This is a genomic window from Streptomyces sp. NPDC014727, assembly GCF_043083485.1.
Classification (GTDB): Bacteria; Actinomycetota; Actinomycetes; order Streptomycetales; family Streptomycetaceae; genus Streptomyces.
In genome coordinates this window covers 41,859-66,613 of record NZ_JBIBYR010000018.1, presented here as the reverse complement: position 1 = coordinate 66,613, position 24,755 = coordinate 41,859, and the positions used below count along the sequence as shown (strand labels likewise).

Sequence of the window (24,755 nt, the reverse complement as noted above, 5' to 3'; positions counted from 1 at the left end):
CGGTACCCCGGCCTACGACGGTTGACTACGCGTCCGGGCGTACGGGGTACTACGTACCGGCTTGGTGCGAGCTGTGAGAATTCTCCACAGATCTGCGCACCCGCCCTCGTCAGGACGCATCAACAACAACTGACTGGTACGTGCAAATTATTTGGGATGGCCCGGAATCGGAACACCGGGGCACTCGCGCTCGTTGTCACGACGTGAGCACGACACCACCTGTACTTGCCGCAGAGCTGGCGCAGGCGTGGGCCGACATTCAGCGGTACCACCCCGAGCTGCCGGATCTAGCCGCGCCCGAGTCCCTGATCGGAGAGTCCTCGTCCGCCTGTGGCGCCGAACTCTCCTTCGAGCGACTGCTGCATGAGGCAGTCCATGGCATCGCCGCCGCGAGAGGTGTCCGCGACACCTCGCGGGCCGGCCGCTACCACAACCGTCGATTCCTCGCGATCGCCGAGGAGCTGGGCCTCGATCATGCCGAGGAGCCCCACCCCAGCAGTGGCTTCTCCCTGGTCACGCTCAACCCCGAGGCCAAGCGCAGGTACCGGCCGACGATCGAGCGGCTGCAGCGCGCCCTCAAGGCGCACACGGTCGCCACCGCCGCCGACACCAAGCGTTCCTTCCGCGGGCCGGCCGCCCGGCACGGTTCCTCCGGCGGAGGCGTCCGCGTCAAGGCCGTCTGCGACTGCGGACGCAATGTGCGGGTCGTCCCGTCGGTTCTGGCACAGGCGCCGATCGTCTGCGGCGGCTGCGGAAAGCCGTTCCGTATCCCGGAAGCCGCGGTCGCGGTGGGGTGACCCGATGCGGTGTGGCACAATGGCTAGCTGTACTCGACAGTCGCACAGGACCCCTCTCTCCTCCGGCTGACGCGTCCATCGGGCACCCGAGTACCGCAACCCCACGTGGCATCTTCGTTGTGCCCAACCACGTCATAGACCAGGAGACACCACTTCCGTGGCAGTCAAGATCAAGCTGAAGCGTCTGGGCAAGATCCGTTCGCCTCACTACCGCATCGTCGTCGCCGACTCCCGTACCCGCCGTGACGGCCGGGCCATCGAGGAGATCGGCCTGTACCACCCGGTGCAGAACCCCTCGCGCATCGAGGTCAACTCGGAGCGTGCGCAGTACTGGCTGTCCGTCGGCGCCCAGCCGACCGAGCCGGTTCTCGCGATCCTGAAGCTCACCGGTGACTGGCAGGCCCACAAGGGTCTCCCGGCCCCCGCGCCGCTGCTGCAGCCGGAGCCCAAGGCGGACAAGCGCGCCCTGTTCGAGGCCCTGGCCAAGGACGGCGGCGAGGAGTCCAAGGGCGAGGCCATCACGCAGAAGTCGAAGAAGTCCGACAAGAAGGCGGACGAGGCTGCTGACGCGGCCGCGGCCGCCGAGTCGACCGAGGCCTGAGCATGCTCGAGGAGGCTCTCGAGCACCTCGTGAAGGGCATCGTCGACAACCCCGACGAAGTGCAGGTCGCCTCGCGCAACCTGCGCCGTGGGCGCGTGCTTGAGGTCCGGGTCCACCCCGACGACCTCGGCAAGGTGATCGGCCGCAACGGCCGCACCGCGCGCGCACTGCGTACCGTCGTGGGCGCCATCGGCGGCCGTGGTATCCGCGTCGACCTCGTCGATGTGGATCAGGTTCGCTGACAGAGTTGAACACCGGCACGGGCCGGGGAGGGCCAAGCGCCCGCCCCGGCCCGTCGTCGTATGACAGGAGAGACACAAGGTGCAGTTGGTAGTCGCGCGGATCGGCCGTGCCCACGGCATCAAGGGCGAGGTCACCGTCGAGGTGCGTACGGACGAGCCGGAGCTGCGGCTCGCGCCCGGGGCCGTACTCGCCACCGAACCGGCCGGCGCCGGACCGCTCACGATCGAGACCGGCCGGGTGCACAGCGGACGACTGCTGCTCCGGTTCGAGGGCGTACGCGACCGTACGGCTGCCGAGGCCCTGCGCAACACACTTCTGATCGCCGAGGTCGACCCGGCGGAACTCCCCGAGGACCCCGAGGAGTTCTACGACCATCAGCTCATGGACCTCGACGTGGTTCTGGCCGACGGCACCGGAATCGGCCGGATCACCGAGATCACACATCTGCCGTCCCAGGACCTCTTCATCGTGGAGCGGCCGGACGGCAGCGAGGTGATGATCCCGTTCGTCGAGGAGATCGTCACCGAGATCGATCTGGCGGAGCAGCGCGCGGTGATCAACCCGCCGCCCGGCCTCATCGACGAGAGCCAGGCCGTGATCGCCTCCTCGCGCGACGAAGAGGGCGACACGGACGGGACGCCCGAGTCCGGGAAGGACGCCTGATGCGCCTCGACGTCGTCACGATCTTCCCGGAGTACCTGGAACCGCTGAACGTCTCGCTCGTCGGCAAGGCCCGTGCGCGCGGCCGCCTCGACGTGCACGTCCACGACCTGCGGGACTGGACGTACGACCGGCACAACACGGTCGACGACACCCCGTACGGCGGCGGCCCCGGCATGGTCATGAAGACCGAGCCGTGGGGCGATGCGCTGGACGACGCCCTGGCGGGCGGGTACGAGGCCGGGGCGCACTCCCCGGTGCTCGTGGTCCCCACGCCCAGCGGCCGTCCGTTCACCCAGGAACTCGCCGTCGAGCTCTCCGAACGGCCGTGGCTGGTCTTCACTCCGGCCCGCTACGAGGGCATCGACCGCCGGGTGATGGACGAATACGCGACCCGGATGCCGGTCGTCGAGGTGTCCATCGGTGACTACGTGCTGGCCGGCGGGGAAGCCGCGGTGCTGGTGATCACCGAAGCGGTGGCCCGGCTGCTGCCCGGCGTGCTTGGGAACGCCGAGTCGCACCGGGACGACTCCTTCGCCCCCGGCGAGATGGCCAATCTCCTGGAGGGGCCCGTCTACACCAAGCCGCCCGAGTGGCGCGGGCGGGGCATCCCGGACGTCCTGCTCAGCGGTCACCACGGGAAGATCGCACGCTGGCGGCGGGACGAGGCGTTCCGTCGTACGGCACTCAACCGGCCCGATCTCATCGAACGCTGCGAGGCGAGCGGCTTCGACAAGAAGGACCGCGAGATCCTCTCCATCCTCGGATGGTCACCGGAGCCCGGGGGCCGATTTTGGCGCAGGCCCGAGGCCGTGGAAGAATAGGCCGCTGCTGTACGTCCGACGTGCGCCCCTGCCACAGGGGGAAGCGACCGCTGTGTTCTCCATGTGCATGGGGAACGGTCCCGACGCCCGTCCGGCGCGATCAGCGCCTCCAGCTCCTCACTACCTCCCGTCGATGACCTGTGGCATCGGCGAAGAAAGCAGACAACATGGCTTCCCTGCTCGACGACGTCAACGCCGCATCGCTGCGTACCGACGTCCCGGCGTTCCGCCCCGGTGACACCGTCAATGTCCACGTGCGAGTGATCGAGGGCAGCCGCTCCCGTATCCAGCAGTTCAAGGGCGTGGTCATCCGCCGCCAGGGCTCCGGCGTCAGCGAGACCTTCACGGTCCGCAAGGTCTCCTTCAGCGTCGGTGTGGAGCGCACCTTCCCGGTGCACAGCCCGATCTTCGAGAAGATCGAGCTCGTCACCCGCGGTGACGTCCGTCGCGCCAAGCTGTACTACCTCCGTGAGCTGCGCGGCAAGGCCGCGAAGATCAAGGAGAAGCGCGACAACTGAGCTAGCTCCCAGGTCCACAGCACGGCCGGATAAGCTCTGGCCCCGATGGACACGGAAGCCAAGCCCTCGGAGCGCGACCGCTCCTCCGCACCCGCAACAGGGTCGGAGGAGGGGTCGCGCTTCTCGCGTATCCCGGACCGGTCGGCCGTCTCGCTGTCGTGGCGGCGGACCGCCGCGCTCGGCGCGGCCTGCGCGGTCTTCGTACTGCTGCTCAGCGCCTTCGTGGTGCAGCCCTTCCTGATTCCCAGCAGCTCGATGGAGTCCACGCTGCGGGTGGGGGACAGGGTGCTGGTGAACAAATTGGCGTACCGTTTCGGCTCTGTGCCGCAGCGCGGCGACGTGGTGGTCTTCGACGGCGCCGGCTCTTTCGTGCAGGAGGCGCCGCGGCAGAATCCCGTCACCGGACTGCTGCACGGCGCGGCAGCGTCCCTCGGACTGGTGAGGCCCGCCGAGACCGACTACGTGAAGCGGGTGGTGGGTGTGGGCGGCGATCGGGTGGTCTGCTGCGACAGGCGCGGGAGGATCGAGGTGAACGGCCGTTCCGTCGACGAGGACTACCTGTATCCGGGAGACGTGCCGTCCCGGGTGCGCTTCGACATCGTCGTCCCCGACGGCACGCTGTGGATGATGGGCGACCACCGCAGTAATTCCCGCGACTCGCGCGACCACCTGGGAGAACCGGGCGGCGGCATGGTTCCGGTGGACCGGGTGATCGGCCGGGTGGACTGGATCGGCTGGCCGCTGGGTCGGCTGGGCTCGCTGCCGGACAGCGCCGCCTTCGCCGGGGTGCGGGCGCCGGGCCGGGCCCATGGGTAGCCGCGGGCGGCGGGACGGCGGGGCCGACCCGGAGATACCGCTGTCGGCCGGCACCGTGCCGACGGCCGCGCGCTCACTGCCGACCAGGGCGGAGCGCCGCAGACTGGCACGCAAGGTCAGACGGCGGCGGCGCGGCTCGGCCGTGCGGGAGATCCCGCTGCTCATCACCGTGGCGCTGCTGATCGCGCTCGTGCTCAAGACCTTCCTGGTGCAGGCCTTCGTGATCCCGTCGGGATCGATGGAACAGACCATCCGGATCGGCGACCGGGTGCTGGTGGACAAGCTGACGCCCTGGTTCGGGTCCAGGCCCGAGCGCGGCGACGTCGTCGTCTTCAAGGACCCGGGGAACTGGCTGAACCAGGAGAACGTCGGCAAGAAGGACTCGCCCGTCGTCGTCAAGCAGGTGAAGGAAGCGCTGACGTTCATCGGGCTGCTGCCCTCCGACGACGAGCAGGATCTGATCAAGCGGGTGGTCGCGGTCGGCGGCGACACGGTGAAGTGCTGTGACAAGGACGGCCGGATCACCGTCAACGGCGTGCCGCTCGACGAGCCGTATCTGCACCCCGGCAATCCGCCCTCCCTCATCAAATTCGAGGTAAAGGTTCCGGCCGGACGGATCTTCGTGATGGGCGACCACCGGTCCAATTCGGCCGATTCGCGCTATCACCTGGACGAGCCCGAGCACGGCACGGTCTCCGAGGACGAGGTCGTGGGACGGGCCGTGGTCATCGCCTGGCCCTTCGGCCACTGGCGAAAACTGGAGGAACCGGCGACATTCGACTCGGTCCCTGACGCGCGCGCCGGGACGGCTGCTGGGTCGGGCCCGTCGAATAGTGTGTCGTCCAAGGATCCCAATGGAGTGATCCCTCTCCCGACCCCTGCGGAACTCCCGCTCGTTATGGGAGTGGTGGGCCTGCACCGGCTAGGGCGCGGGCGGTGGCACGGAGTAAGGAGTGGATGTGGGGGATTTGGCGGTCGGCGCGCGATCCGGACACGGGGAACCCGAGGACCGGCCGGGCAATCCGGAGAATGTCGAGCCCGCCGGATCGGCGGCGGACGGCGCGGGGAGTGACGGCGACTCCCCGGGCGGCGGTGATTCGGCTGTGAAGAAGCCGCGCTCCTTCTGGAAGGAGCTGCCTCTGCTCATCGGTATCGCGCTGGTTCTCGCGCTGCTGATCAAGACGTTTCTGGTGCAGGCGTTCTCGATCCCCTCGGACTCGATGCAGAACACCCTGCAGCGGGGCGACCGAGTGCTGGTCGACAAGCTGACACCGTGGTTCGGCGCGGAGCCCAAGCGCGGCGAGGTCGTGGTCTTCCACGACCCGGGCGGCTGGCTGGAGAGCACCCAGACGAGCAATCCGAATGTGGTGCAGAAGTTCCTCAGCTTCATCGGACTGATGCCGTCCGCCGAGGAGAAGGACCTGATCAAGCGGGTCATCGCGGTCGGCGGCGACACGGTGGAGTGCAAGAAGGACGGCCCGGTCGTGGTCAACGGCAAGGCGCTGGACGACACGTCGTTCATCTTCCCGGGGAACACGCCCTGCAATGACGAGCCGTTCGGGCCGATCAACGTGCCAGAGGGGCGCATCTGGGTGATGGGCGACCACCGCCAGAACTCCCTCGACTCCCGCTACCACCAGGGGCTGCCGGGTGGCGGCACGGTCTCCAACAAGGAGGTCGTCGGCCGGGCCGTCGTCGTGGCGTGGCCGATCAACCGCTGGGCGACCCTGCCGGTCCCGAAGACCTTCGACCAGCCGGGGATCAACGCGGCGATGGGTCTGGCCCCCGGAGCACTCGGTGTAGCCGGTGCGGTGCCCCTCGTGATGTGGCGTCGCAAGAGGCTGACCAGCGGACGTACCGCCGGGTAGGGTGCCGACTCGGATCAGCGATTGTCGATCTCCGAGGTGGGGGACGCTGGGATGAGTGGAACAGGACGTACGGGTGACGGCCACGGTCGGCTCGGCAGCAGGCTGTCGGGGCTGGCCGTGGCCGTCGGCTGTGTGCTCTTCCTCGGCGGCTTCGCCTGGGCGGCCGTGGCGTACAAGCCGTACACCGTGCCGACCGAGTCGATGACACCGACGGTGCACGCCGGTGACCGGGTGCTCGCGGAGCGGATCGACGGCAGCGAGGTGCGCCGCGGCGACGTGTTGGTCTTCACCGATCCGACGTGGGGCGACATGCCGATGGTGAAGCGGGTGGTGGGAATCGGCGGCGACACGATCGCCTGCTGCGACAAGGGCCGCCTCGAGGTCAACGGCGAACCCATTGAGGAACCGTATCTGCACACGAAGAACCTCGCCTCGGTGAGCGACTTCACGGCGGATGTGCCCAAGGGACAGCTCTTCCTGCTCGGGGACGAACGCAGTGCTTCGCTGGACTCGCGGGTCCATCTGGACGACCCGGGACAGGGGTCCGTGCCGCGCAGCGCGGTACAGGCCAGGGTGGACGCCGTCGCCTGGCCGCTGAACGGCATGGTCGGGCGACCGCAGGCCTTCGCCTCCCTCCCCGGCGGGGTGTCGTCGCCCGGACCGCTGCGGCTGCAGCTCGGTGCCGTGGCGGTGGGTGCGGTGCTCATCCTCGGCGGAGCGGCGTACGGTCCGCTCAAGGCATGGTCCACGCGGTCGGCACGGAAGAAGAGTGAACGGGTGACCGCCGGTGCGCACTGAGAAACGGAAGGTTGCCCGTGTGGTGCTGCTGGACCCCGACGACCGCATTCTCCTGATGCACGGGTTCGAACCGGAGCACCCTGCAAGCACCTGGTGGTTCACCCCCGGTGGCGGTCTGGAGGGCGACGAGACCCGGGAGCAGGCCGCGTTGCGCGAACTCGCGGAGGAAACCGGGATCACGGACGTCGAGCTGGGCCCGCTGCTCTGGCAACGGATGTGCTCGTTCCCGTTCGACGGCCGCCGCTGGGACCAGGACGAGTGGTACTACCTGGCACGTACGACGCAGACCGCCACCGACACACGCGGGCTGACCGGGCTGGAGCAGCGCAGCGTCGCGGGTCTGAGGTGGTGGACCTCCGCCGAACTGTCGGCGGCGCGTGAGACGGTGTACCCGACCAGGCTCGCCGAGCTGCTGCGCACGCTGCTCGCCGAGGGGCCTCCGTGTACGCCAATGGTTCTGGCCCCCGAAATCGCCTAAGCGCCCGGGGGTGCCCGGGTCTGGCGCACAATGGGGGCACGCACGGCTGAAGGGGAACATGCCAATGAGCGCCGAGGACCTCGAAAAGTACGAGACCGAGATGGAGCTGAAGCTCTACCGGGAGTACCGAGATGTCGTCGGTCTGTTCAAATACGTGATCGAGACCGAACGGCGCTTCTACCTCACCAACGACTACGAGATGCAGGTGCACTCGGTTCAGGGCGAGGTGTTCTTCGAAGTATCCATGGCGGACGCCTGGGTCTGGGACATGTACCGGCCCGCACGCTTCGTCAAGCAGGTACGGGTGTTGACGTTCAAGGACGTCAACATCGAGGAGCTCAACAAGAGCGATCTCGAACTTCCGGGCGGCTGAGCCCCGTATTCCAGGGGGTGATTCCCACTTCCGGGTGGCTGGCTTATCCACAATCGCGGACTTGTCCACCAAGATCCACCGGCTGGGACCGAACACGCCAGAGTCGGTCCCGGAGGTGGTGCCGATATGAACGCACGGGGGGCACTCGGGCGGTACGGCGAGGATCTGGCGGCGCGGCTGCTGACCGACGCGGGCCTGTCCGTACTGGAACGGAACTGGCGCTGTCGCGCCGGTGAGATCGACATCGTCGCGATGGACGGCGACACACTCGTGGTCTGCGAGGTGAAGACCCGGAGGGCGGGTGCCTTCGAGCATCCGATGGCGGCCGTCACACCGGTCAAGGCGGAGCGGCTGCGCAGGCTGGCCGGGATCTGGCTCCACGGGCACGGCGGCCCGCCACCCGGCGGGGTGCGGATCGATCTGGTCGGCGTGCTGCTGCCCAGGCGAGGAGCGCCCGTCGCCGAGCATGCGCGCGGGGTGGCCTGATGGGGTTCGCGCGGGCGTGTTCGGTGGCGCTCGTCGGCGTCGAGGGTGTGGTGGTGGAGGTCCAGGCGGACCTGGAGGCGGGGGTCGCCGCGTTCACCCTGGTGGGGCTGCCGGACAAGAGTCTGGTGGAGAGCCGGGACCGGGTCAGGGCCGCGGTCGTGAACTCCGGGGCCGAGTGGCCGCAGAAGAAGCTCACGGTGGGGCTGTCGCCCGCCTCCGTGCCGAAGAGCGGCTCCGGTTTCGATCTCGCGGTCGCCTGTGCGGTGCTGGGTGCCGCCGAGCGGATCGATCCGGCGGCCATCGCCGATGTGGTGATGATCGGTGAGCTCGGGCTCGACGGCCGAGTGCGGCCGGTGCGCGGCGTGCTGCCCGCCGTGCTCGCCGCGGCGGAGGCCGGGTACCGCCAGGTCGTCGTGGCCGAGCAGACCGCGGAGGAGGCGGCGCTGGTGCCCGGGGTCTCGGTGCTCGGGGTGCGGAGCCTGCGGCAACTGATCGCGGTCCTCTGCGACGAGCCGGTGCCGGACGAGCGGGTGTCCTGCGACGAGGGGCGGCCCGACGCCATGCTGGCCGGGCTGATGGTGCCCGGCGCGGGTATGGGCACCGGGCTCGCCCGGGGGGCCGGAACCGGTGATGGCAGCCCGCCGGACCTGGCGGACGTGGCGGGGCAGGAACGGCCGCGCAAGGCACTGGAGGTCGCCGCGGCGGGCGGTCACCACCTGCTGCTCTCCGGACCGCCGGGCGCCGGTAAGACCATGCTGGCCGAGCGGTTGTCGGCGATCCTGCCGACGCTGACCAGGAAGGAGTCGCTGGAGGTCACCGCGGTGCACTCGGTGGCGGGCATTCTGCCGCCCGGGGAACCGCTGATCACCCGGGCGCCGTACTGCGCACCGCACCACTCGGCGACGATGCAGTCCCTGGTCGGCGGGGGCAACGGGCTGCCGCGGCCCGGTGCGGTCTCCCTGGCGCACCGGGGGATTCTCTTTCTGGACGAGGCGCCGGAATTCTCCGTGCGGGCGCTCGACGCGCTGCGCCAGCCGCTGGAGTCGGGGCACGTGGTGGTGGCCCGCAGCGCCGGGGTGGTGCGGCTGCCCGCCAGGTTCCTGATGGTCCTCGCCGCCAATCCCTGCCCGTGCGGACGACACACCCTCAGTGGCGCCGGTTGCGATTGCCCGCCCTCGACGGTCAGGCGTTACCAGGCGAGGCTCTCCGGGCCGTTGCTCGACCGGGTGGATCTCCGGGTGGGCGTCGACCCGGTCGGGCGTCGTGACCTGATGGGGCAGGGCGGCAGGGGAGAGTCGACGGCCACGGTGGCGGCCCGGGTCCGGGAGGCCAGGGCGCGGGCCGCGGACCGGCTGGCCGGCACCGCGTGGACGACCAACAGCGAGGTGCCCGGCCATGAGCTGCGCACCAGGCTGGCCGCGGCACCGGGCGCGCTCATGGCGGCCGAGCGGGACATGGAGCGGGGCCTGCTCACCGCGCGCGGCCTGGACCGGGTGCTCAGGGTCGCGTGGACGGTCGCCGATCTGCGCGGCGCCGACCGTCCGGAAGCCTGCGACATCGCGGTGGCACTGGAACTGCGGACCGGGATTCCACGGGGCGCCGCGACGAATGCCGGGGTGTCATGACGCCCCGCGCCGACAGCGGCCGGGAGCAGGAGCCGGGAGACCTTCCCGGGCGGCGCTCGGAGCACGGCACGGTGCCGGGGTCCCCGAGCCGGCCGGGAGCGGCGGTGAGCGATCGGGAACGGGTGGCACGGGCCGCACTGACCCGCGTCATGGAACCGGGGGACGAGCGGGGCGGACGCTGGCTGCGCGAGTGCGGCGCCGTCGAACTGATACGGCGGATCACCACCAGGGACGGGACCGCGGAGCAACTGAGCCGGATGACGCCGAAACGTCTCGACGGATACCGGTTGCGGGCCGAGAACGTCGATCCCGAACGGGACCTGGCGACGGTCGCCGCGCTCGGCGGTCGGTTCGTCTGTCCCGGCGAGCTGGAGTGGCCCAGTCAGCTCGACGACCTGGGGGACAGCAGGCCGATCGGCCTCTGGGTGCGGGGGCCGCGCGATCTGCGGCTCTGGGCGCTGCGCTCGGTCGCCGTGGTCGGCGCCCGCGCCTGCACACCGTACGGCTCCCATATGGCGGCGAGTCTCGGCTCCGGGCTCGCCGAGCTGGGGTGGGTCGTCGTGTCGGGGGCGGCGTTCGGGGTGGACGGGGCCGCCCATCGTGGGGCGCTCGCGGTCGGAGGGGCGACGATGGCGGTCCTCGCCTGCGGGGTGGACGTCGCCTATCCGCGGGGACACGCCGAGCTGATCGGGCGGATGGCGGAACAGGGGCTCGTCATCGGTGAATTGCCACCATCCGATCATCCGACCCGCAGCAGATTCGTTCTTCGGAACCGGGTCATCGCCGCGTTGACGCGCGGGACGGTCGTGGTCGAGGCCCAGTACCGCAGCGGTTCTCTGGTCACCGCGCGCTGCGCGCAGCAGCTCGGCCGGTTCACCATGGGGGTGCCGGGCCCTGCCACCAGCGGACTGTCGGCAGGGGTCCATGAGCTCCTCCGGGGGGAGGGCGTCCTGGTGACGGATGCCGCGGAAGTCGCCGAGCTGGTGGGGGACATCGGTGAGTTGGCTCCGCCCAGACACGGCCCCGTCCACCCCAGGGACCTGCTGGACGCGGTCTCCGCCAGGGTCCTCGACGCGTTGCCGTCCCGCGGCGCCGCCAGCGGGCGGGACGTGGCCCGCGCCGCGGGAACCGGCGCCGACGAAGCGCTCGGCAGGCTGTACGAACTGCACTCACTGGGGTTCGTCGAACGCGATGGCGACGGATGGCGGTTGACGCCGCGACCGACATGCAATGGCGACGCGCGGCGAGGCGGTACTTGACCTGGAGCATTCGGGTGAAAAGGTGATGCCGATGACCTCGGCGGATCCTTCGGTGACGCCTCCGGGGCCGACGCGCGAGGCGGCGGTCCCGGACCCCAGTCGTGTCCGACCGGCCGGGATCGCACAGCGCCGATCCGCCGTCCTGCGCGGACCGCGACGCCTCAGTCACGCTACGCTCACAAGGAATCCGACTCACACACAAGTCCTCCAGCACTTCACGGCAGAACGGCTCAAGGCACCACATGCCCCAGCACACCTCCGGGTCTGACCGCGCGGCAGTACCACCGGCTGCGCGTGGCACTGTGCGTCCCGCCGCCCCCTCCTCGCTCGACGAGTTGTGGCGTTCATACAAGTCCACCGGCGACGAGCGGCTGCGGGAGCAGTTGATCCTGCACTACTCGCCGTTGGTGAAGTACGTCGCGGGCCGGGTGAGCGTGGGCCTGCCCTCCAACGTCGAGCAGGCGGACTTCGTCTCCTCGGGGGTGTTCGGACTGATCGACGCGATCGAGAAGTTCGACATCGAGCGCGCGATCAAGTTCGAGACGTACGCGATCACCCGTATCCGGGGCGCGATGATCGACGAACTCCGTGCGCTGGACTGGATCCCGCGCTCGGTGCGCCAGAAGGCGCGGGCGGTGGAGCGTGCCTACGCCACGCTGGAGGCCCAGCTGCGGCGCACCCCTTCCGAGCCGGAGGTGGCTGCGGAGATGGGCATCGCGTTGGAGGAACTGCACGCGGTTTTCAGCCAGTTGTCGCTGGCGAACGTGGTGGCGCTGGAGGAACTGCTGCACGTCGGCGGCGAGGGCGGCGACCGGCTGAGCCTGATGGACACGCTGGAGGACACCGCCGCCGACGATCCGGTGGAGGTCGCCGAGGACCGTGAGCTCAGACGGCTGCTCGCCCGTGCGATCAACACGCTTCCGGAACGCGAGAAGACGGTCGTCACGCTCTACTACTACGAGGGCCTCACTCTCGCCGAGATCGGCAATGTCCTCGGGGTCACCGAGAGCCGCGTGAGCCAGATCCACACCAAATCGGTGCTGCAACTGCGCGCGAAACTGGCCGACGCGGGGCGCTGAGACCACGGGCGCCCGACGCGGGCGCGGTCCGCTTCGGCCATCGATCGGAGCCGTACGCCTCCTCTCGAACACGGGTCGCCGTAGAGTGGACGCGTGCCCAGGATTCGAGCGGCCTCGGTGGCCGAGCACCGGACCATGCAGCGCGGCGCCCTCCTGGACGCCGCCCGCTCCCTGCTGTCCGAGGGCGGTACGGAGGCGTTGACCTTCCCCGCCCTTGCCGAACGCACGGGCCTCGCCCGGTCCTCCGTCTACGAGTACTTCCGCTCCCGGGCGGCCGTCGTCGAAGAGCTCTGCGCCGTCGACTTCCCCGTCTGGGCGGCCGAGGTCGAGAACGCGATGGAGCAGGCCACCACGCCCGAGGGCAAGATCGAGGCCTATGTGCGCCGGCAGCTGGACCTCGTCGGGGACCGCCGCCATCGAGCGGTCGTCGCGATCTCGGCGAGCGAACTGGACGCGGGCGCACGCGAGAAGATCAGGGCCGCACACGGCGGGTTGATCGCCATGATCGTCGAGGCGCTCGGCGATCTCGGCCATGAACAGCCGAGGCTGGCGGCGATGCTGCTGCAGGGCTCGGTGGACGCCGCGGTCCGGCGTATCGAACTCGGCGTGGCGGAGGGGCCGGCCGTGATCGCGGACACCGCCGTGGCCATGGTCCTGCGAGGCGTGCGAGGCGCGCGGGACTGACGTCGGCGCCCTGCCGCGGCGACGACGGGCAGAGCGCCGGAGACGGCGAGTCCGTTCCCGGCCCCGTCGGTGGAGGGCCGGGTCTCCGGTACGCCGAACACCGGCAGTAGCCGGGACGGACCCCGCCGCAGCAGCGCGGGCGGCAGCAACGAGAGCGGATCCAGATACGTGTCGCCGCGCCGCAGCCCCCAGTGCAGACAGCCCGACGTGCAGTGGAAGGGGCCCGCCTCCACGATCGCCACGACCTGTCCCGCCGTCACCCGCTCGTCCTTCGCGACCAGTGCGCGTACCGGCTCGTACGTGGTCCGCAGCGGCGGATCGCCGGTCCCGGCGACTTCGACCGCGACCACTCCGCGCCCCGCCACACGTCCTGCGAAAGAGACCCGCCCCGAGGCCGCGGCGAGCACCTGCGTGCCCGGCCTCGCGGCGAGATCGACCCCGCGGTGGCCCCGCCCATAGGTGTCGGCGGGCGGCTCCCACCCCCGTACGACCGCGGGTCGCCCGGCGAGCGGCCACGACCGCGCACCGTCCGGCCGGGGCACCGGCACCGGTACGGGTGCGGGCACGGGCACGGGTGAGGGAGCCGGCGTCGGTGGAGGCGCCTCGGCTGCCACGACCCGCGTGCCGCACAGCACCGCGAGAAGGGCGACCACCACGAGCGCGGCGGCCTCGGCTGCACGAAGGCGCAGTCCGTGCCCGAGGCGGGGCACGGTCGGATCGGTTGTGCATCGCATGCCAGAACCGTCCCGCGCCGCACGCAATCGCGGGGATCATGAACCGGATCTGTGGACTACCGACCGGTTGTGGACAGCGCCGTCACCCTGCACCCGACCCGTCCCGTACACTTCCTATGGCGATCCGGGTCACCGGGTCGACTTCGCACGCCCCGCCACCTCCCTCTCTGCGGACGGTGGCCGCGCTCCTCGGTCCCTCGTGGCACGGCGCGTCGGGGCGTCAGGCGCGACAGCAATCCTGCGGTCGCGACAACCGAGCACCTCAAGGAGTACGGCCATGGCCGTCGTCACGATGCGGGAGCTGCTGGAAAGCGGCGTCCACTTCGGTCACCAGACCCGTCGCTGGAACCCGAAGATGAAGCGCTTCATCTTCACCGAGCGCAACGGCATCTACATCATCGACCTGCTCCAGTCGCTGTCGTACATCGACCGCGCCTACGAGTTCGTCAAGGAGACCGTCGCCCACGGCGGCTCCATCATGTTCGTCGGTACCAAGAAGCAGGCCCAGGAGGCCATCGCCGAGCAGGCGACGCGCGTCGGCATGCCGTACGTCAACCAGCGTTGGCTCGGTGGCATGCTCACCAACTTCTCCACCGTCTACAAGCGCCTTCAGCGTCTGAAGGAGCTCGAGCTCATCGACTTCGAGGACGTGGCCGCCTCCGGCCTCACCAAGAAGGAGCTCCTGGTCCTCTCCCGCGAGAAGGCCAAGCTGGAGAAGACCCTCGGTGGTATCCGCGAGATGCAGAAGGTGCCGAGCGCCGTCTGGATCGTCGACACCAAGAAGGAGCACATCGCCGTCGGTGAGGCGCGCAAGCTCCACATCCCGGTCGTCGCGATCCTCGACACCAACTGTGACCCCGACGAGGTCGACTACAAGATTCCGGGCAACGACGACGCGATCCGCTCCGTCACCCTGCTCACCCGCGTGATCGCCGACGCCGTCGCCGAGGGCCTCATCGCCCGTTCCGGTGCCGCCACCGGTGACTCGAAGCCGGGCGAGAAGGCCGCCGGTGAGCCGCTCGCCGAGTGGGAGCGCGACCTGCTCGAGGGCGACAAGAAGGCCGACGCCGAGGTGCAGTCCTCCGCCGAGACCGAGAAGGCCGCGGACGCCGAGAAGCCGGCCGAGGCCGCTGCCGAGGCCGTTGCCGAGGCCCCGGCTGCGGACGCCGAGCAGGCCTGACATCCGTCACGGCTGATGACGGCGGGGGCCGGTGCCACAAGCACCGCCCCCGCCGTTCACCCGTAGATCTTTCAGACTTCGAGAGAGAAACACAGACTCATGGCGAACTACACCGCCGCTGACGTCAAGAAGCTCCGCGAGCTGACCGGCGCCGGCATGATGGACTGCAAGAAGGCGCTCGACGAGGCCGACGGCAACGTCGACAAGGCCGTCGAGGAGCTCCGTATCAAGGGTCAGAAGGGCGTCGCCAAGCGCGAGGGCCGTTCTGCCGAGAACGGTGCCGTCGTCTCCCTCATCTCCGAGGACAAGACCTCCGGCGTTCTGCTCGAGCTGAAGTGCGAGACGGACTTCGTCGCCAAGGGCGAGAAGTTCCAGACCGTCGCCAACACGCTCGCCGCCCACGTCGCCGCGACCTCGCCGGCCGACCTGGCCGCGCTGCTCGCCTCCGAGATCGAGGCCGGCAAGACCGTCCAGGCGTACGTCGACGAGGCCAACGCCAACCTCGGTGAGAAGATCGTTCTGGACCGCTTCGCGCAGTTCACCGGTGGTTACGTGGCTGCGTACATGCACCGCACGATGCCCGACCTCCCGCCGCAGGTCGGTGTTCTGGTCGAGCTCGACAAGGAGAACGCCGAGGTCGCCAAGGACGTCGCGCAGCACATCGCCGCCTTCGCCCCGAAGTACCTCAACCGCGACGAGGTCCCGGCCGAGACGGTCGAGAACGAGCGTCGTGTCGCCGAGGCCACCTCTCGCGAGGAGGGCAAGCCCGAGGCCGCCCTTCCGAAGATCGTCGAGGGTCGCGTCAACGGCTTCTTCAAGGAGGTCGTCGTCCTGGAGCAGGCGTTCGCCAAGGACAACAAGAAGTCTGTCCAGAAGGTTCTGGACGAGGCCGGTGTCACCCTGAAGCGCTTCTCGCGCATCAAGGTCGGCATCTGAGTCTGTCCGCGAACAACGGTGGACCCCGATAGGGTCTAGTGCAGTCGTCGGCCGCACACATGCCGTACGACCGCAGATCTGACGAGGAGGCCATTGCCGCAGGGGAACACCAGACCCATCGGCAATGGCCTTCTTCGTATGTGTACGAGGAGAATCTCCATGAACAAGGGCGCGGACGCCGCAAAAGGTGACCACAAGCGCGACGACGGCAAGGTGCCCGGACGCTTCATGCTGAAGCTGTCCGGAGAGGCGTTCGCCGGCGGCGGGGGTCTCGGTGTCGACCCCGACGTCGTGCACGCCATCGCCCGGGAAATCGCGGCAGTCGTCCGCGACGGTGCGGAAATCGCGGTCGTCATCGGCGGCGGCAACTTCTTCCGCGGTGCCGAGCTCCAGCAGCGCGGCATGGACCGGGCCCGGTCCGACTACATGGGCATGCTCGGCACGGTCATGAACTGCCTGGCTCTCCAGGACTTCCTGGAGAAGGAAGGCATCGACTCACGCGTCCAGACCGCCATCACCATGGGGCAGGTCGCGGAGCCGTACATCCCGCTGCGCGCCGTGCGCCACCTGGAGAAGGGCCGCGTCGTCATCTTCGGCGCCGGTATGGGGATGCCGTACTTCTCCACCGACACCACTGCCGCCCAGCGAGCCCTGGAGATCGACGCCCAGGGGCTGCTGATGGGCAAGAACGGGGTGGACGGGGTCTACGACTCCGACCCGAAGACCAACCCCGACGCGGTGAAGTTCGACGCGCTCGAGTACAGCGAGGTGCTCGCCCGCGATCTCAAGATCGCCGACGCCACCGCCATCACGCTCTGCCGCGACAACCAGCTGCCGATCCTCGTCTTCGAGCTGACCGCGACGGGCAATATCGCCCGTGCGGTCAAGGGTGAGAAGATCGGCACGCTCGTGAGTGACCAGGGCACCCGGACCTGAGAACCGGGGGACCTTCTCGGGAAGCGACGGGAGGGTCCGGGGCCTGCCGGGAACACCCCGGTACAGGTCCCGAAGGATGGACAACGGCCTGCCGGTCGGACACCGTGCAGGTGAGGACGCGACGCAGGACCCGCCGGGCCCGAGCAGCCGGGCCCACTCAGACACGCAGGAGCACGTGGTGATCGAAGAAACCCTCCTTGAGGCCGAGGAGAAGATGGAGAAGGCCGTCGTCGTCGCGAAGGAGGACTTCGCCGCGATCCGTACCGGCCGTGCGCACCCGGCGATGTTCAACAAGATCGTCGCCGACTACTACGGCGCGCTGACCCCGATCAACCAGCTCGCCTCGTTCTCGGTGCCCGAGCCGCGCATGGCCGTCGTGACGCCGTTCGACAAGAGCGCGCTGCGCAACATCGAGCAGGCCATCCGTGACTCGGACCTGGGCGTCAACCCGAGCAACGACGGCAATATCATCCGGGTCACCTTCCCGGACCTTACCGAGGAGCGTCGTCGCGACTACATCAAGGTCGCGAAGTCGAAGGCCGAGGACTCGAAGATCTCCATCCGGGCCGTGCGCCGCAAGGCCAAGGAGACCCTCGACAAGCTGGTCAAGGACAAGGAGTCCGGCGAGGACGAGGTGCGTCGCGCGGAGAAGGAGCTCGACGACACCACCGCGAAGTACGTCGCACAGGTCGACGAGCTGCTCAAGCACAAGGAAGCCGAGCTGCTCGAAGTCTGATGAACGACTCTTCCCGGGGCGCCCCACAGGGAGCCGGCCGCTGGGGTGCGCCCGAGATGCAGGCCGCCCCGGCGGGTCCTGCATACGATGTGCATGACGCCCAGCAGACTCGGCCCATGCCCATCGTGCCGGACGTCCCCGACGCAGGTAGAGACGCTGACGACCCTGATGACCGGGGCCAGGGGGCCGCACGCCGGAGCGGTGGCCCCCTGTTCCGTGACGAGAAGCCGCAGGAGCCCATGCCCACCGCGCCACCGCCCCCGCAGAAGAAACGTGCGGGCCGTGATCTGCGAGCCGCCATAGGCGTCGGTGTGGGGCTCGGTGCCATCATCGTCGCCTCGCTGTTCATCGTGAAGGCCGTCTTCGTCGGTGTGATCGCCGTCGCCGTCGTCGTGGGGCTCTGGGAGCTCACCTCACGGCTGGAGGAGCGCAAGGGCATCAAGGCGCCGCTCGTTCCGCTTGCGGTCGGTGGCGCGGCGATGGTGGTGGCCGGATACGGCCGGGGCGCCGAGGGTGCCTGGGTGGCGATGGCGCTGACCGCGCTCGCGGTGCTCGTCTGGCGGATGACCGAGCCGCCGGAGGGCTACCTCAAGGACGTCACGGCCGGTGTGTTCGCCGCGTTCTACGTGCCGTTCCTGGCGACCTTCGTCGCGATGCTCCTGACCGCGGACGACGGGCCGCAGCGGGTGCTCACCTTCCTGCTGCTGACCGTGGTCAGCGACACGGGCGCGTACGCCGTCGGCTGGCGCTTCGGGAAGCACAAGCTCGCGCCGCGCATCAGCCCCGGAAAGACCCGCGAGGGGCTGTTCGGGGCCATCGCCTTCGCGATGGTCGCCGGGGCGCTGTGCATGCAGTTCCTGATCGACGGCGGTTCCTGGTGGCAGGGACTGCTGCTGGGGCTCGCGGTCGCGGTCAGCGCCACCCTCGGTGACCTGGGCGAGTCGATGATCAAGCGGGACCTCGGCATCAAGGACATGGGCACGCTGCTGCCGGGGCACGGCGGCATCATGGACCGGCTGGACTCGCTGCTGCCGACCGCCCCGGTGGTCTGGCTGCTGCTGGTGCTGTTCGTGGGTTCCGGCTGATCTGCGAGATCCACCGTCCTGACCTGGGCATTCACACGTGAGGGTCCGTCGTCCACAGGGCGGCGGGCCCTCATCGTCGCGTCTGCGACACTGGATGGACCATGCCTAAGCCCGGAGAACTCACTTTCGTCGCGCCCCGCGGAGCCAAGAAGCCGCCGCGGCACCTCGCCGACCTCACGCCCGCCGAGCGCAAGGAAGCGGTCGCCGCGATCGGCGAGAAGCCGTTCCGCGCCCAGCAGCTCTCGCAGCACTACTTCGCGCGGTACGCGCACGACCCGGCCGAGTGGACCAACATCCCGGCCGGTTCGCGGGACAAGCTCGCCGAGGCGATGTTCCCCGACCTGATGTCCGTGGTCCGCCACATCAGCTGTGACGACGACACCACCCGTAAGACGCTGTGGAAGCTGCACGACGGGACGCTCGTCGAGTCCGTCCTGATGCGCTACCCGGAGCGGGTGACGATGTGCATCTCGTCCCAGGCGGGATGCGGGATGAACTGCCCGTTCTGCGCGACGGGACAGGCCGGTCTCGACCGCAATCTGTCGACCGCCGAGATCGTTCACCAGATCGTGGACGGCATGCGGGCCCTGCGCGACGGGGAGGTCCCCGGAGGCGCGGCACGGCTCTCCAACATCGTCTTCATGGGCATGGGCGAGCCGCTCGCCAACTACAACCGGGTGGTCGGCGCGATCCGTCGGCTGACCGACCCGGAGCCGGACGGCCTGGGGCTCTCGCAGCGCGGGATCACCGTCTCCACCGTGGGTCTGGTGCCTGCGATGCTGCGCTTCGCCGACGAGGGTTTCAAGTGCCGTCTCGCCGTGTCCCTGCACGCGCCGGACGACGAACTGCGCGACACGCTCGTCCCCGTGAACACGCGGTGGAAGGTGCGCGAGGTGCTGGACGCGGCGTGGGAGTACGCGGAGAAGTCCGGCCGCCGCGTTTCCATCGAGTATGCGTTGATCCGGGACATCAACGACCAGGCGTGGCGCGGTGATCTGCTCGGCCGGCTTCTCAAGGGCAAGCGGGTGCACGTCAATCTGATCCCGCTGAACCCGACGCCGGGCTCCAAGTGGACCGCCTCGCGGCCCGAGGACGAGAAGGCCTTCGTCGAGGCGATCGCGGCCCACGGGGTGCCGGTGACGGTGCGGGACACCCGCGGCCAGGAGATCGACGGAGCCTGTGGACAGCTGGCGGCGGCCGAGCGCTGAGGCCTGGACGGCCCGTGTAACCTGGGCCTGAAATCAACTTCATATTCCGACAGGGGAGCGCCACAGCGCTGAGAGTGCGGCACCGAGGACAGGTCGTCCGCAGACCCTCTGAACCTCGCCCGGGTCATTCCGGGTAGGAAGTTCGGTCATCAACTCATGCTGTTGCGCCCTGCCCGCATTGCGCGGGCGGGGCCGCGTCTCTTCCTGGCCAAAACCCAGGAGGAATCCACAATGAGCACGACACGCAGAACCAAGCAGCTCGCGGCGACCGCTGCCGCTGCCGCGCTCGGCGTCACGGCGCTGGCCGGATGCGGGAGTTCCGACAAGTCCGCCTCCGGTTCCGGGGGCACGAAGGGCTCCGGCTCGAAGACCGTGACGCTCGTCAGCCATGACTCCTTCAATGCCTCCCCGGACGTGCTGAAGGAGTTCACCAAGGAGACCGGCTACACCGTCAAGGTGCTGAAGAGCGGCGACGCCGGTGTCGCGCTCAACCAGGAGATCCTGACCAAGGGTTCCCCGCGCGGCGATGTGTTCTTCGGCGTCGACAACACCCTGCTCTCGCGTGCCCTGGACAGCGGGCTCTTCACGCCGTACGAGGCGAAGGGCATCGACCGGGTGGCGGCCGACACGCGGCTGGACGGCGCCGAGCACCGGGTCACCCCGATCGACACCGGCGACATCTGCGTCAACTACGACAAGAAGTACTTCGCCGACAAGAAGCTGGCACCGCCGCGGTCCTTCGACGACCTGGCGAAGCCTGCCTACAAGAACCTCCTCGTCACCGAGAACGCCGCGACCTCCTCGCCCGGCCTCGGCTTCCTCCTCGGCACCGTCGCCACTTACGGCGACAAGGGCTACCAGGACTACTGGAAGAAGCTGAAGAGCAACGGCGTCAAGGTCGTCGACGGCTGGGAGCAGGCCTACAACGAGGAGTTCTCCGGCTCCGCGGGCGGCCGGAAGGCCAAGGCCGACCGGCCGCTGGTCGTCTCGTACGCCTCCAGCCCGCCCGTCGAGGTGCTCTACGCGAAGCCGCAGCCGGCCGAGGCCCCCACAGGCGTCGCCACCGGGACCTGCTTCCGTCAGATCGAGTTCGCCGGTCTGCTGAACGGTGCGAAGAACGAGGCGGGCGGCAAGGCCCTGCTGGACTTCCTGATCAGCAAGCGGTTCCAGGAGGACATGCCGCTCAACATGTTCGTGAACCCGGTCACCGAGGGTGCGAAACTGCCTGAGCTCTTCACGAAGTTCGGCGCGACGGTCGACAGGCCGACGACTGTCGCCCCTGATCGGATCTCCAAGAACCGTGAGCAGTGGGTCCAGTCGTGGTCCTCGCTCGTAGTGAAGTAGCGAAGACTCCCGTACGCGGATCGGACGCGGGCGGGAAGGGCGCGCCCGAGGAGGACGAGCAGCGGACGCGTGGCGAGCAGCCGCGCGGCCGCTTCGGGCGCGTGGACCCGGTGCGCGCGAAGGCGTGGCGCGGGAGCGCGGTGCGGCTCGGCCTGATGGCCGTGCCCGTCGCGTTCTTCGCGCTGTTCTTCGCCTACCCCGTCACCGCCATCGTCGGCCGCGGGCTGAAGGTCGACGGCGTCTGGCAGTTCGGCCGGATCGGCGAGGTGCTGACCCGGCCGGACATTCGTGACGTCCTCTGGTTCACCACCTGGCAGGCGCTCGCCTCGACCGCGCTGACCCTGCTGATCGCACTGCCCGGCGCCTATGTCTTTGCCCGTCTCGACTTCCCCGGCAAACAACTGCTGCGGGCGGTCGTCACCGTTCCGTTCGTCCTGCCCACCGTCGTCGTCGGGACGGCCTTCCTGGCGCTGCTGGGACGCGGCGGGCTCCTCGACCAGCTCTGGGGCGTACGGCTCGACACCACGGTCTGGGCGATTCTGCTCGCCCATGTCTTCTTCAACTACGCCGTGGTCGTACGGACCGTGGGCGGGCTGTGGTCACAGCTCGACCCGCGGCAGGAGGAGGCCGCCCGGGTGCTGGGCGCCGGACGGTTCGCCGCCTGGCGGCGGGTCACCCTGCCCGCCCTGGCACCCGCCGTGGCCGCCGCCGCGCTGATGGTCTTCCTCTTCACCTTCACCTCCTTCGGGGTCGTGCAGATCCTCGGCGGTCCGGGGTACGCCACGCTGGAGGTGGAGATCTACCGGCAGACCGCCCAACTGCTCGCCCTGCCGACGGCCGCCGTACTGACACTGGTGCAGTTCGCCGCCGTCGGAGCGATCCTGGCCGTGCACGCGTGGACCGTACGGCGCAGGGAGACCGCGCTGAAGCTGGTCGACCCGGCACAGACCGCCCGCAGGCCGCGCGGCGCCGGGCAGTGGTCGCTCCTCGGCGGGGTGCTGCTGACCGTGCTGCTGCTGATACTGCTGCCGCTCGGGGTACTGGTGGAACGCTCGCTCGATACTCCCGGGGGCCATGGCCTGGACTTCTACCGTGCCCTGCAGTCCGTGGACGCGGGCGGCGGTACGTTCCTGGTCGCACCGCTCGAAGCGATCTGGAACTCGACTCAGTACGCACTGGTCGCGACGGTCATCGCGCTGCTCATCGGCGGGCTCGCCGCCGCGGCGCTGACCCGGCGCGCCGGGCGGCTCGTCCGCGGCTTCGACGCGTTGCTGATGCTGCCGCTCGGGGTCTCCGCGGTCACTGTGGGCTTCGGCTTTCTGATCACGCTGGACAAGCCGCCGCTGGACCTGCGGACTTCATGGATCCTGGTGCCACTGGCCCAGGCGCTGGTCGGTGTGCCCTTCGTCGTACGGACGATGCTGCCGGTCCTGCGGGCGGTGGACGGCCGGCTGCGGGAGGCGGCGGCGGTGCTCGGGGCGTCCCCGCTGCGGGCCTGGCGGGAGGTCGATCTGCCCTTGGTGCGGCGGGCGTTGCTGGTCGCGGCCGGCTTCGCGTTCGCCGTGTCGCTCGGTGAGTTCGGCGCGACGGTGTTCATCGCGCGGCCCGACCGCCCGACGCTGCCGGTCGCCGTGGCCCGCCTGCTGGGGCGGGCCGGAGAGCTCAACTACGGCCAGGCGATGGCGCTGAGCACCATTCTGATGGTGGTCTGCGCCGTCTCGCTGCTGCTGCTCGAACGTATCCGTACCAACCGATCCGGGGAGTTCCAGGGATGCTGACACTGGAATCGGCCACGGTTCGCTTCGGTGAGCGGGCGGCACTCGACAGGGTGGACCTCGACGTCGCCGAGCACGAGATCGTCTGTGTGCTGGGGCCGAGCGGCAGCGGCAAGTCGACCCTGCTGCGGGTGGTCGCCGGGCTGCGTCCGCCGGACGGCGGCCGGGTGCTGCTGGACGGCGCGGACCAGGCCGGGGTGCCGGTGCACCGGCGTGGTCTCGGCCTGATGTTCCAGGACCACCAGCTGTTCCCGCACCGGGACGTCGGTGCGAATGTCGCCTTCGGGCTGCGGATGCGCGGGGTGTCGCGGCGGGACCGGGAGCTCAGGGTCGCGGAACTCCTCGGCCTGGTGGGCCTGCCCGGCGCGGAACGCCGGGCCGTCGCCGCGCTGTCCGGCGGTGAGCAGCAGCGAGTGGCCCTCGCGCGGGCCCTCGCCCCGCGACCGAAACTGCTGATGCTGGACGAGCCGCTCGGCCAGCTCGACCGCGGCCTGCGCGAGCGGCTCGTCGTCGAACTGCGGACGCTCTTCGGGCGGTTGGGCACGACGGTGCTCGCCGTCACCCATGACCAGGGCGAGGCGTTCGCCCTGGCCGACCGGGTGGTGGTGATGCGCGATGGGCGGATCGCGCAGGTGGGCACCCCGCTGGAGGTCTGGCAGCGGCCGGCGTCCGCCTTCGTCGCCCGGTTCCTCGGTTTCGACAACGTGGTGGAGGCGACGGTGTCCGGTACGGCCGCCGACACGGTGTGGGGCCGGGTCCCGGTGGCCGAGGGCTCGCCGCAGGGGGCGTGCGACCTGCTGGTGCGCCCCGCCGGGGTCCGGATCGGTGCCCCGGACGAGGGGCTGCGCTGCACGGTCGGGACGCGTACGTTCCGAGGCAACCACGTCGCCGTACGGCTGACGCCGCCGGGCGGTCCGGTCCTGGAGGCGGAGTGCGCGCTGCGGGACGCGCCCGAGGAGGGCGCGACGGTGGGGGTCGGCTTCGACGCGGCGGAGACCGTCGTCCTGCCCGCTGTTCTCTGACCGGTCGTGCGGCCGGCGCGGGCCGTGGCTGCGTTCACTGGACCGGCCGAGGCGCATCCGGCGCTCCGGCCCGCTCTTTCCCGGCGTCCGGAACTGCCGGAGCGCGCCGGGGTGACGGCGCGCGCCGGGTCGGCGCAGTGGTCTGCGTGCAAGCTGGGGGAGGAGAGGCGCAAGGTCCGGAAGGACTCCGGGAAGGACGGGAACAATGACCGAGTCAGCACGCGAGGGCATCGACATCACCCGCGTCCTCGACGCCCCGCGGGAACGGGTCTTCGAGGCCTGGACGACACCCGAGCACTTCGCCGCCTGGTACGGCGGGGACGCCGAGGTCCCGCTCGACCGGGTGTCGATGGACGTCCGGCCGGGCGGCGCCTGGAGCCTGGTCATCGTGGTGCCGGGTACCGAGATGCCCTTCCACGGGGTCTACCGAGAGGTGGTGGCCCCGGAGCGGCTGGTTTTCACGCTGAAGGACGCCACCGCGCCCGCCGACGTCGAGGGCGAGACCGTCACCGTCACCTTCACCGACCGCGGCGGAAAGTCCACCGAAATGGTCTTCACGCAGCGCGGCGGCAACCTCACGGCCGAGCAGTACGCGGCGGCCGAGGACGGCTGGGACGCCTTCTTCGACGCGCTCGTGACCCGGTTGGCCTCGCTCTGAACAGTGCGGATGTCCCACTGTCTCCCGGCCGA

Annotated in this window: 27 protein-coding genes, 1 pseudogene and 1 riboswitch; of the genes and pseudogenes, 27 read left to right on the top strand and 1 reads right to left on the bottom strand. The window is 69.8% G+C overall.

Annotated elements, in window-relative coordinates; all coding sequences use genetic code 11:
- The first annotated feature begins 203 nt into the window (after positions 1-203).
- The 17 genes from ACF1B9_RS25840 to ACF1B9_RS25760 all read left to right on the top strand — a co-directional run bounded on the left by ACF1B9_RS25840 (position 204) and on the right by ACF1B9_RS25760 (position 13,109).
- Complete coding sequence (locus ACF1B9_RS25840) at positions 204-797, top strand: hypothetical protein (RefSeq protein WP_030928573.1); 594 nt, start codon at positions 204-206, stop codon at positions 795-797.
- A gap of 157 nt (positions 798-954) precedes the next feature.
- Positions 955-1,398 (top strand): 30S ribosomal protein S16, encoded by a 444-nt coding sequence (gene rpsP / locus ACF1B9_RS25835; protein ID WP_351083101.1) that lies wholly within the window; start codon positions 955-957, stop codon positions 1,396-1,398.
- A gap of 2 nt (positions 1,399-1,400) precedes the next feature.
- Positions 1,401-1,640, top strand: coding sequence for an RNA-binding protein (locus tag ACF1B9_RS25830; RefSeq protein WP_020868149.1), 240 nt, complete (start codon positions 1,401-1,403; stop codon positions 1,638-1,640).
- Positions 1,641-1,719: 79 nt separating this feature from the next.
- The gene (gene rimM, locus ACF1B9_RS25825) at positions 1,720-2,304 is read left to right on the top strand and encodes a ribosome maturation factor RimM (RefSeq protein ID WP_391742869.1); all 585 of its coding nucleotides are present in this window, start codon (positions 1,720-1,722) and stop codon (positions 2,302-2,304) included.
- The gene (gene trmD, locus ACF1B9_RS25820; RefSeq protein WP_391742871.1) at positions 2,304-3,125 is read left to right on the top strand and encodes a tRNA (guanosine(37)-N1)-methyltransferase TrmD; all 822 of its coding nucleotides are present in this window, start codon (positions 2,304-2,306) and stop codon (positions 3,123-3,125) included. The genes rimM and trmD overlap by 1 nt, the downstream gene beginning before the upstream one ends.
- Positions 3,126-3,292: 167 nt before the next feature.
- Positions 3,293-3,643 carry a 50S ribosomal protein L19 gene (gene rplS, locus ACF1B9_RS25815; RefSeq protein WP_391742873.1) on the top strand — a complete coding sequence of 117 codons (351 nt, stop codon included), beginning with the start codon at positions 3,293-3,295 and terminating at the stop codon, positions 3,641-3,643.
- Between the two features lie 45 nt (positions 3,644-3,688).
- Positions 3,689-4,459, top strand: coding sequence for a signal peptidase I (gene lepB, locus ACF1B9_RS25810; protein ID WP_391742874.1), 771 nt, complete (start codon positions 3,689-3,691; stop codon positions 4,457-4,459).
- Positions 4,452-5,531, top strand: a complete 1,080-nt coding sequence (gene lepB / locus ACF1B9_RS25805) for a signal peptidase I (RefSeq protein WP_391742876.1) — start codon at positions 4,452-4,454, stop codon at positions 5,529-5,531. Before lepB (ACF1B9_RS25810) ends, lepB (ACF1B9_RS25805) begins: the two co-directional genes overlap by 8 nt.
- Positions 5,428-6,327 (top strand): signal peptidase I, encoded by a 900-nt coding sequence (gene lepB, locus ACF1B9_RS25800; RefSeq protein WP_391742950.1) that lies wholly within the window; start codon positions 5,428-5,430, stop codon positions 6,325-6,327. Before lepB (ACF1B9_RS25805) ends, lepB (ACF1B9_RS25800) begins: the two co-directional genes overlap by 104 nt.
- Positions 6,328-6,378: 51 nt before the next feature.
- Positions 6,379-7,125, top strand: coding sequence for a signal peptidase I (lepB, locus tag ACF1B9_RS25795; protein ID WP_391742877.1), 747 nt, complete (start codon positions 6,379-6,381; stop codon positions 7,123-7,125).
- Positions 7,115-7,603 carry an NUDIX hydrolase gene (locus tag ACF1B9_RS25790; protein ID WP_391742879.1) on the top strand — a complete coding sequence of 163 codons (489 nt, stop codon included), beginning with the start codon at positions 7,115-7,117 and terminating at the stop codon, positions 7,601-7,603. Before lepB (ACF1B9_RS25795) ends, ACF1B9_RS25790 begins: the two co-directional genes overlap by 11 nt.
- 64 nt (positions 7,604-7,667) lie before the next feature.
- The gene (locus ACF1B9_RS25785; protein WP_003965949.1) at positions 7,668-7,976 is read left to right on the top strand and encodes a DUF2469 domain-containing protein; all 309 of its coding nucleotides are present in this window, start codon (positions 7,668-7,670) and stop codon (positions 7,974-7,976) included.
- Positions 7,977-8,102: 126 nt separating this feature from the next.
- Positions 8,103-8,462, top strand: a complete 360-nt coding sequence (locus ACF1B9_RS25780) for a YraN family protein (RefSeq protein ID WP_365691389.1) — start codon at positions 8,103-8,105, stop codon at positions 8,460-8,462.
- Positions 8,462-10,087, top strand: a complete 1,626-nt coding sequence (locus tag ACF1B9_RS25775) for a YifB family Mg chelatase-like AAA ATPase (protein ID WP_391742880.1) — start codon at positions 8,462-8,464, stop codon at positions 10,085-10,087. Before ACF1B9_RS25780 ends, ACF1B9_RS25775 begins: the two co-directional genes overlap by 1 nt.
- Before the next feature lie 149 nt (positions 10,088-10,236).
- Positions 10,237-11,346: a DNA-processing protein DprA gene (dprA, locus tag ACF1B9_RS25770; RefSeq protein ID WP_391742952.1), complete on the top strand. Its 1,110-nt coding sequence runs from the start codon at positions 10,237-10,239 to the stop codon at positions 11,344-11,346.
- Positions 11,347-11,588: 242 nt separating this feature from the next.
- Complete coding sequence (gene whiG, locus ACF1B9_RS25765) at positions 11,589-12,425, top strand: RNA polymerase sigma factor WhiG (RefSeq protein WP_351083127.1); 837 nt, start codon at positions 11,589-11,591, stop codon at positions 12,423-12,425.
- 117 nt (positions 12,426-12,542) lie between these two features.
- Positions 12,543-13,109 carry a TetR/AcrR family transcriptional regulator gene (locus tag ACF1B9_RS25760; protein WP_391742953.1) on the top strand — a complete coding sequence of 189 codons (567 nt, stop codon included), beginning with the start codon at positions 12,543-12,545 and terminating at the stop codon, positions 13,107-13,109.
- Between the two features lie 83 nt (positions 13,110-13,192).
- Here ACF1B9_RS25760 and ACF1B9_RS25755 read toward each other — a convergent pair.
- Positions 13,193-13,843: pseudogene (locus tag ACF1B9_RS25755) on the bottom strand (murein hydrolase activator EnvC family protein); the annotation flags it as partial.
- 277 nt (positions 13,844-14,120) lie between these two features.
- On the opposite strand from ACF1B9_RS25755, the gene rpsB reads away from it, so the two are divergent.
- From rpsB to ACF1B9_RS25705, 10 genes are all read left to right on the top strand, one after another.
- A complete protein-coding gene (gene rpsB / locus ACF1B9_RS25750; RefSeq protein ID WP_391742881.1) occupies positions 14,121-15,023 on the top strand; it encodes a 30S ribosomal protein S2 in 903 nt (300 codons plus the stop codon).
- Positions 15,024-15,122: 99 nt separating this feature from the next.
- Complete coding sequence (gene tsf / locus ACF1B9_RS25745) at positions 15,123-15,959, top strand: translation elongation factor Ts (protein WP_351083129.1); 837 nt, start codon at positions 15,123-15,125, stop codon at positions 15,957-15,959.
- A gap of 159 nt (positions 15,960-16,118) precedes the next feature.
- A complete protein-coding gene (pyrH, locus tag ACF1B9_RS25740) occupies positions 16,119-16,895 on the top strand; it encodes a UMP kinase (RefSeq protein ID WP_351083131.1) in 777 nt (258 codons plus the stop codon).
- 178 nt (positions 16,896-17,073) lie between these two features.
- Positions 17,074-17,631 carry a ribosome recycling factor gene (frr, locus tag ACF1B9_RS25735; RefSeq protein WP_391742882.1) on the top strand — a complete coding sequence of 186 codons (558 nt, stop codon included), beginning with the start codon at positions 17,074-17,076 and terminating at the stop codon, positions 17,629-17,631.
- Entirely contained in the window at positions 17,631-18,716 is a 1,086-nt protein-coding gene (locus tag ACF1B9_RS25730) for a phosphatidate cytidylyltransferase (protein WP_391742884.1), read from the top strand. The genes frr and ACF1B9_RS25730 overlap by 1 nt, the downstream gene beginning before the upstream one ends.
- 101 nt (positions 18,717-18,817) lie before the next feature.
- Entirely contained in the window at positions 18,818-19,924 is a 1,107-nt protein-coding gene (rlmN, locus tag ACF1B9_RS25725) for a 23S rRNA (adenine(2503)-C(2))-methyltransferase RlmN (RefSeq protein ID WP_391742885.1), read from the top strand.
- 41 nt (positions 19,925-19,965) lie between these two features.
- Positions 19,966-20,082: riboswitch (TPP riboswitch) on the top strand.
- A gap of 73 nt (positions 20,083-20,155) precedes the next feature.
- Positions 20,156-21,268, top strand: coding sequence for a thiamine ABC transporter substrate binding subunit (locus tag ACF1B9_RS25720; protein ID WP_391742887.1), 1,113 nt, complete (start codon positions 20,156-20,158; stop codon positions 21,266-21,268).
- Between the two features lie 155 nt (positions 21,269-21,423).
- Positions 21,424-23,046, top strand: a complete 1,623-nt coding sequence (locus tag ACF1B9_RS25715) for an ABC transporter permease (RefSeq protein ID WP_391742954.1) — start codon at positions 21,424-21,426, stop codon at positions 23,044-23,046.
- Complete coding sequence (locus tag ACF1B9_RS25710) at positions 23,040-24,065, top strand: ABC transporter ATP-binding protein (RefSeq protein ID WP_391742889.1); 1,026 nt, start codon at positions 23,040-23,042, stop codon at positions 24,063-24,065. The genes ACF1B9_RS25715 and ACF1B9_RS25710 overlap by 7 nt, the downstream gene beginning before the upstream one ends.
- Positions 24,066-24,270: 205 nt before the next feature.
- A complete protein-coding gene (locus ACF1B9_RS25705; RefSeq protein ID WP_391742890.1) occupies positions 24,271-24,723 on the top strand; it encodes an SRPBCC domain-containing protein in 453 nt (150 codons plus the stop codon).
- Positions 24,724-24,755: the final 32 nt, after the last annotated feature.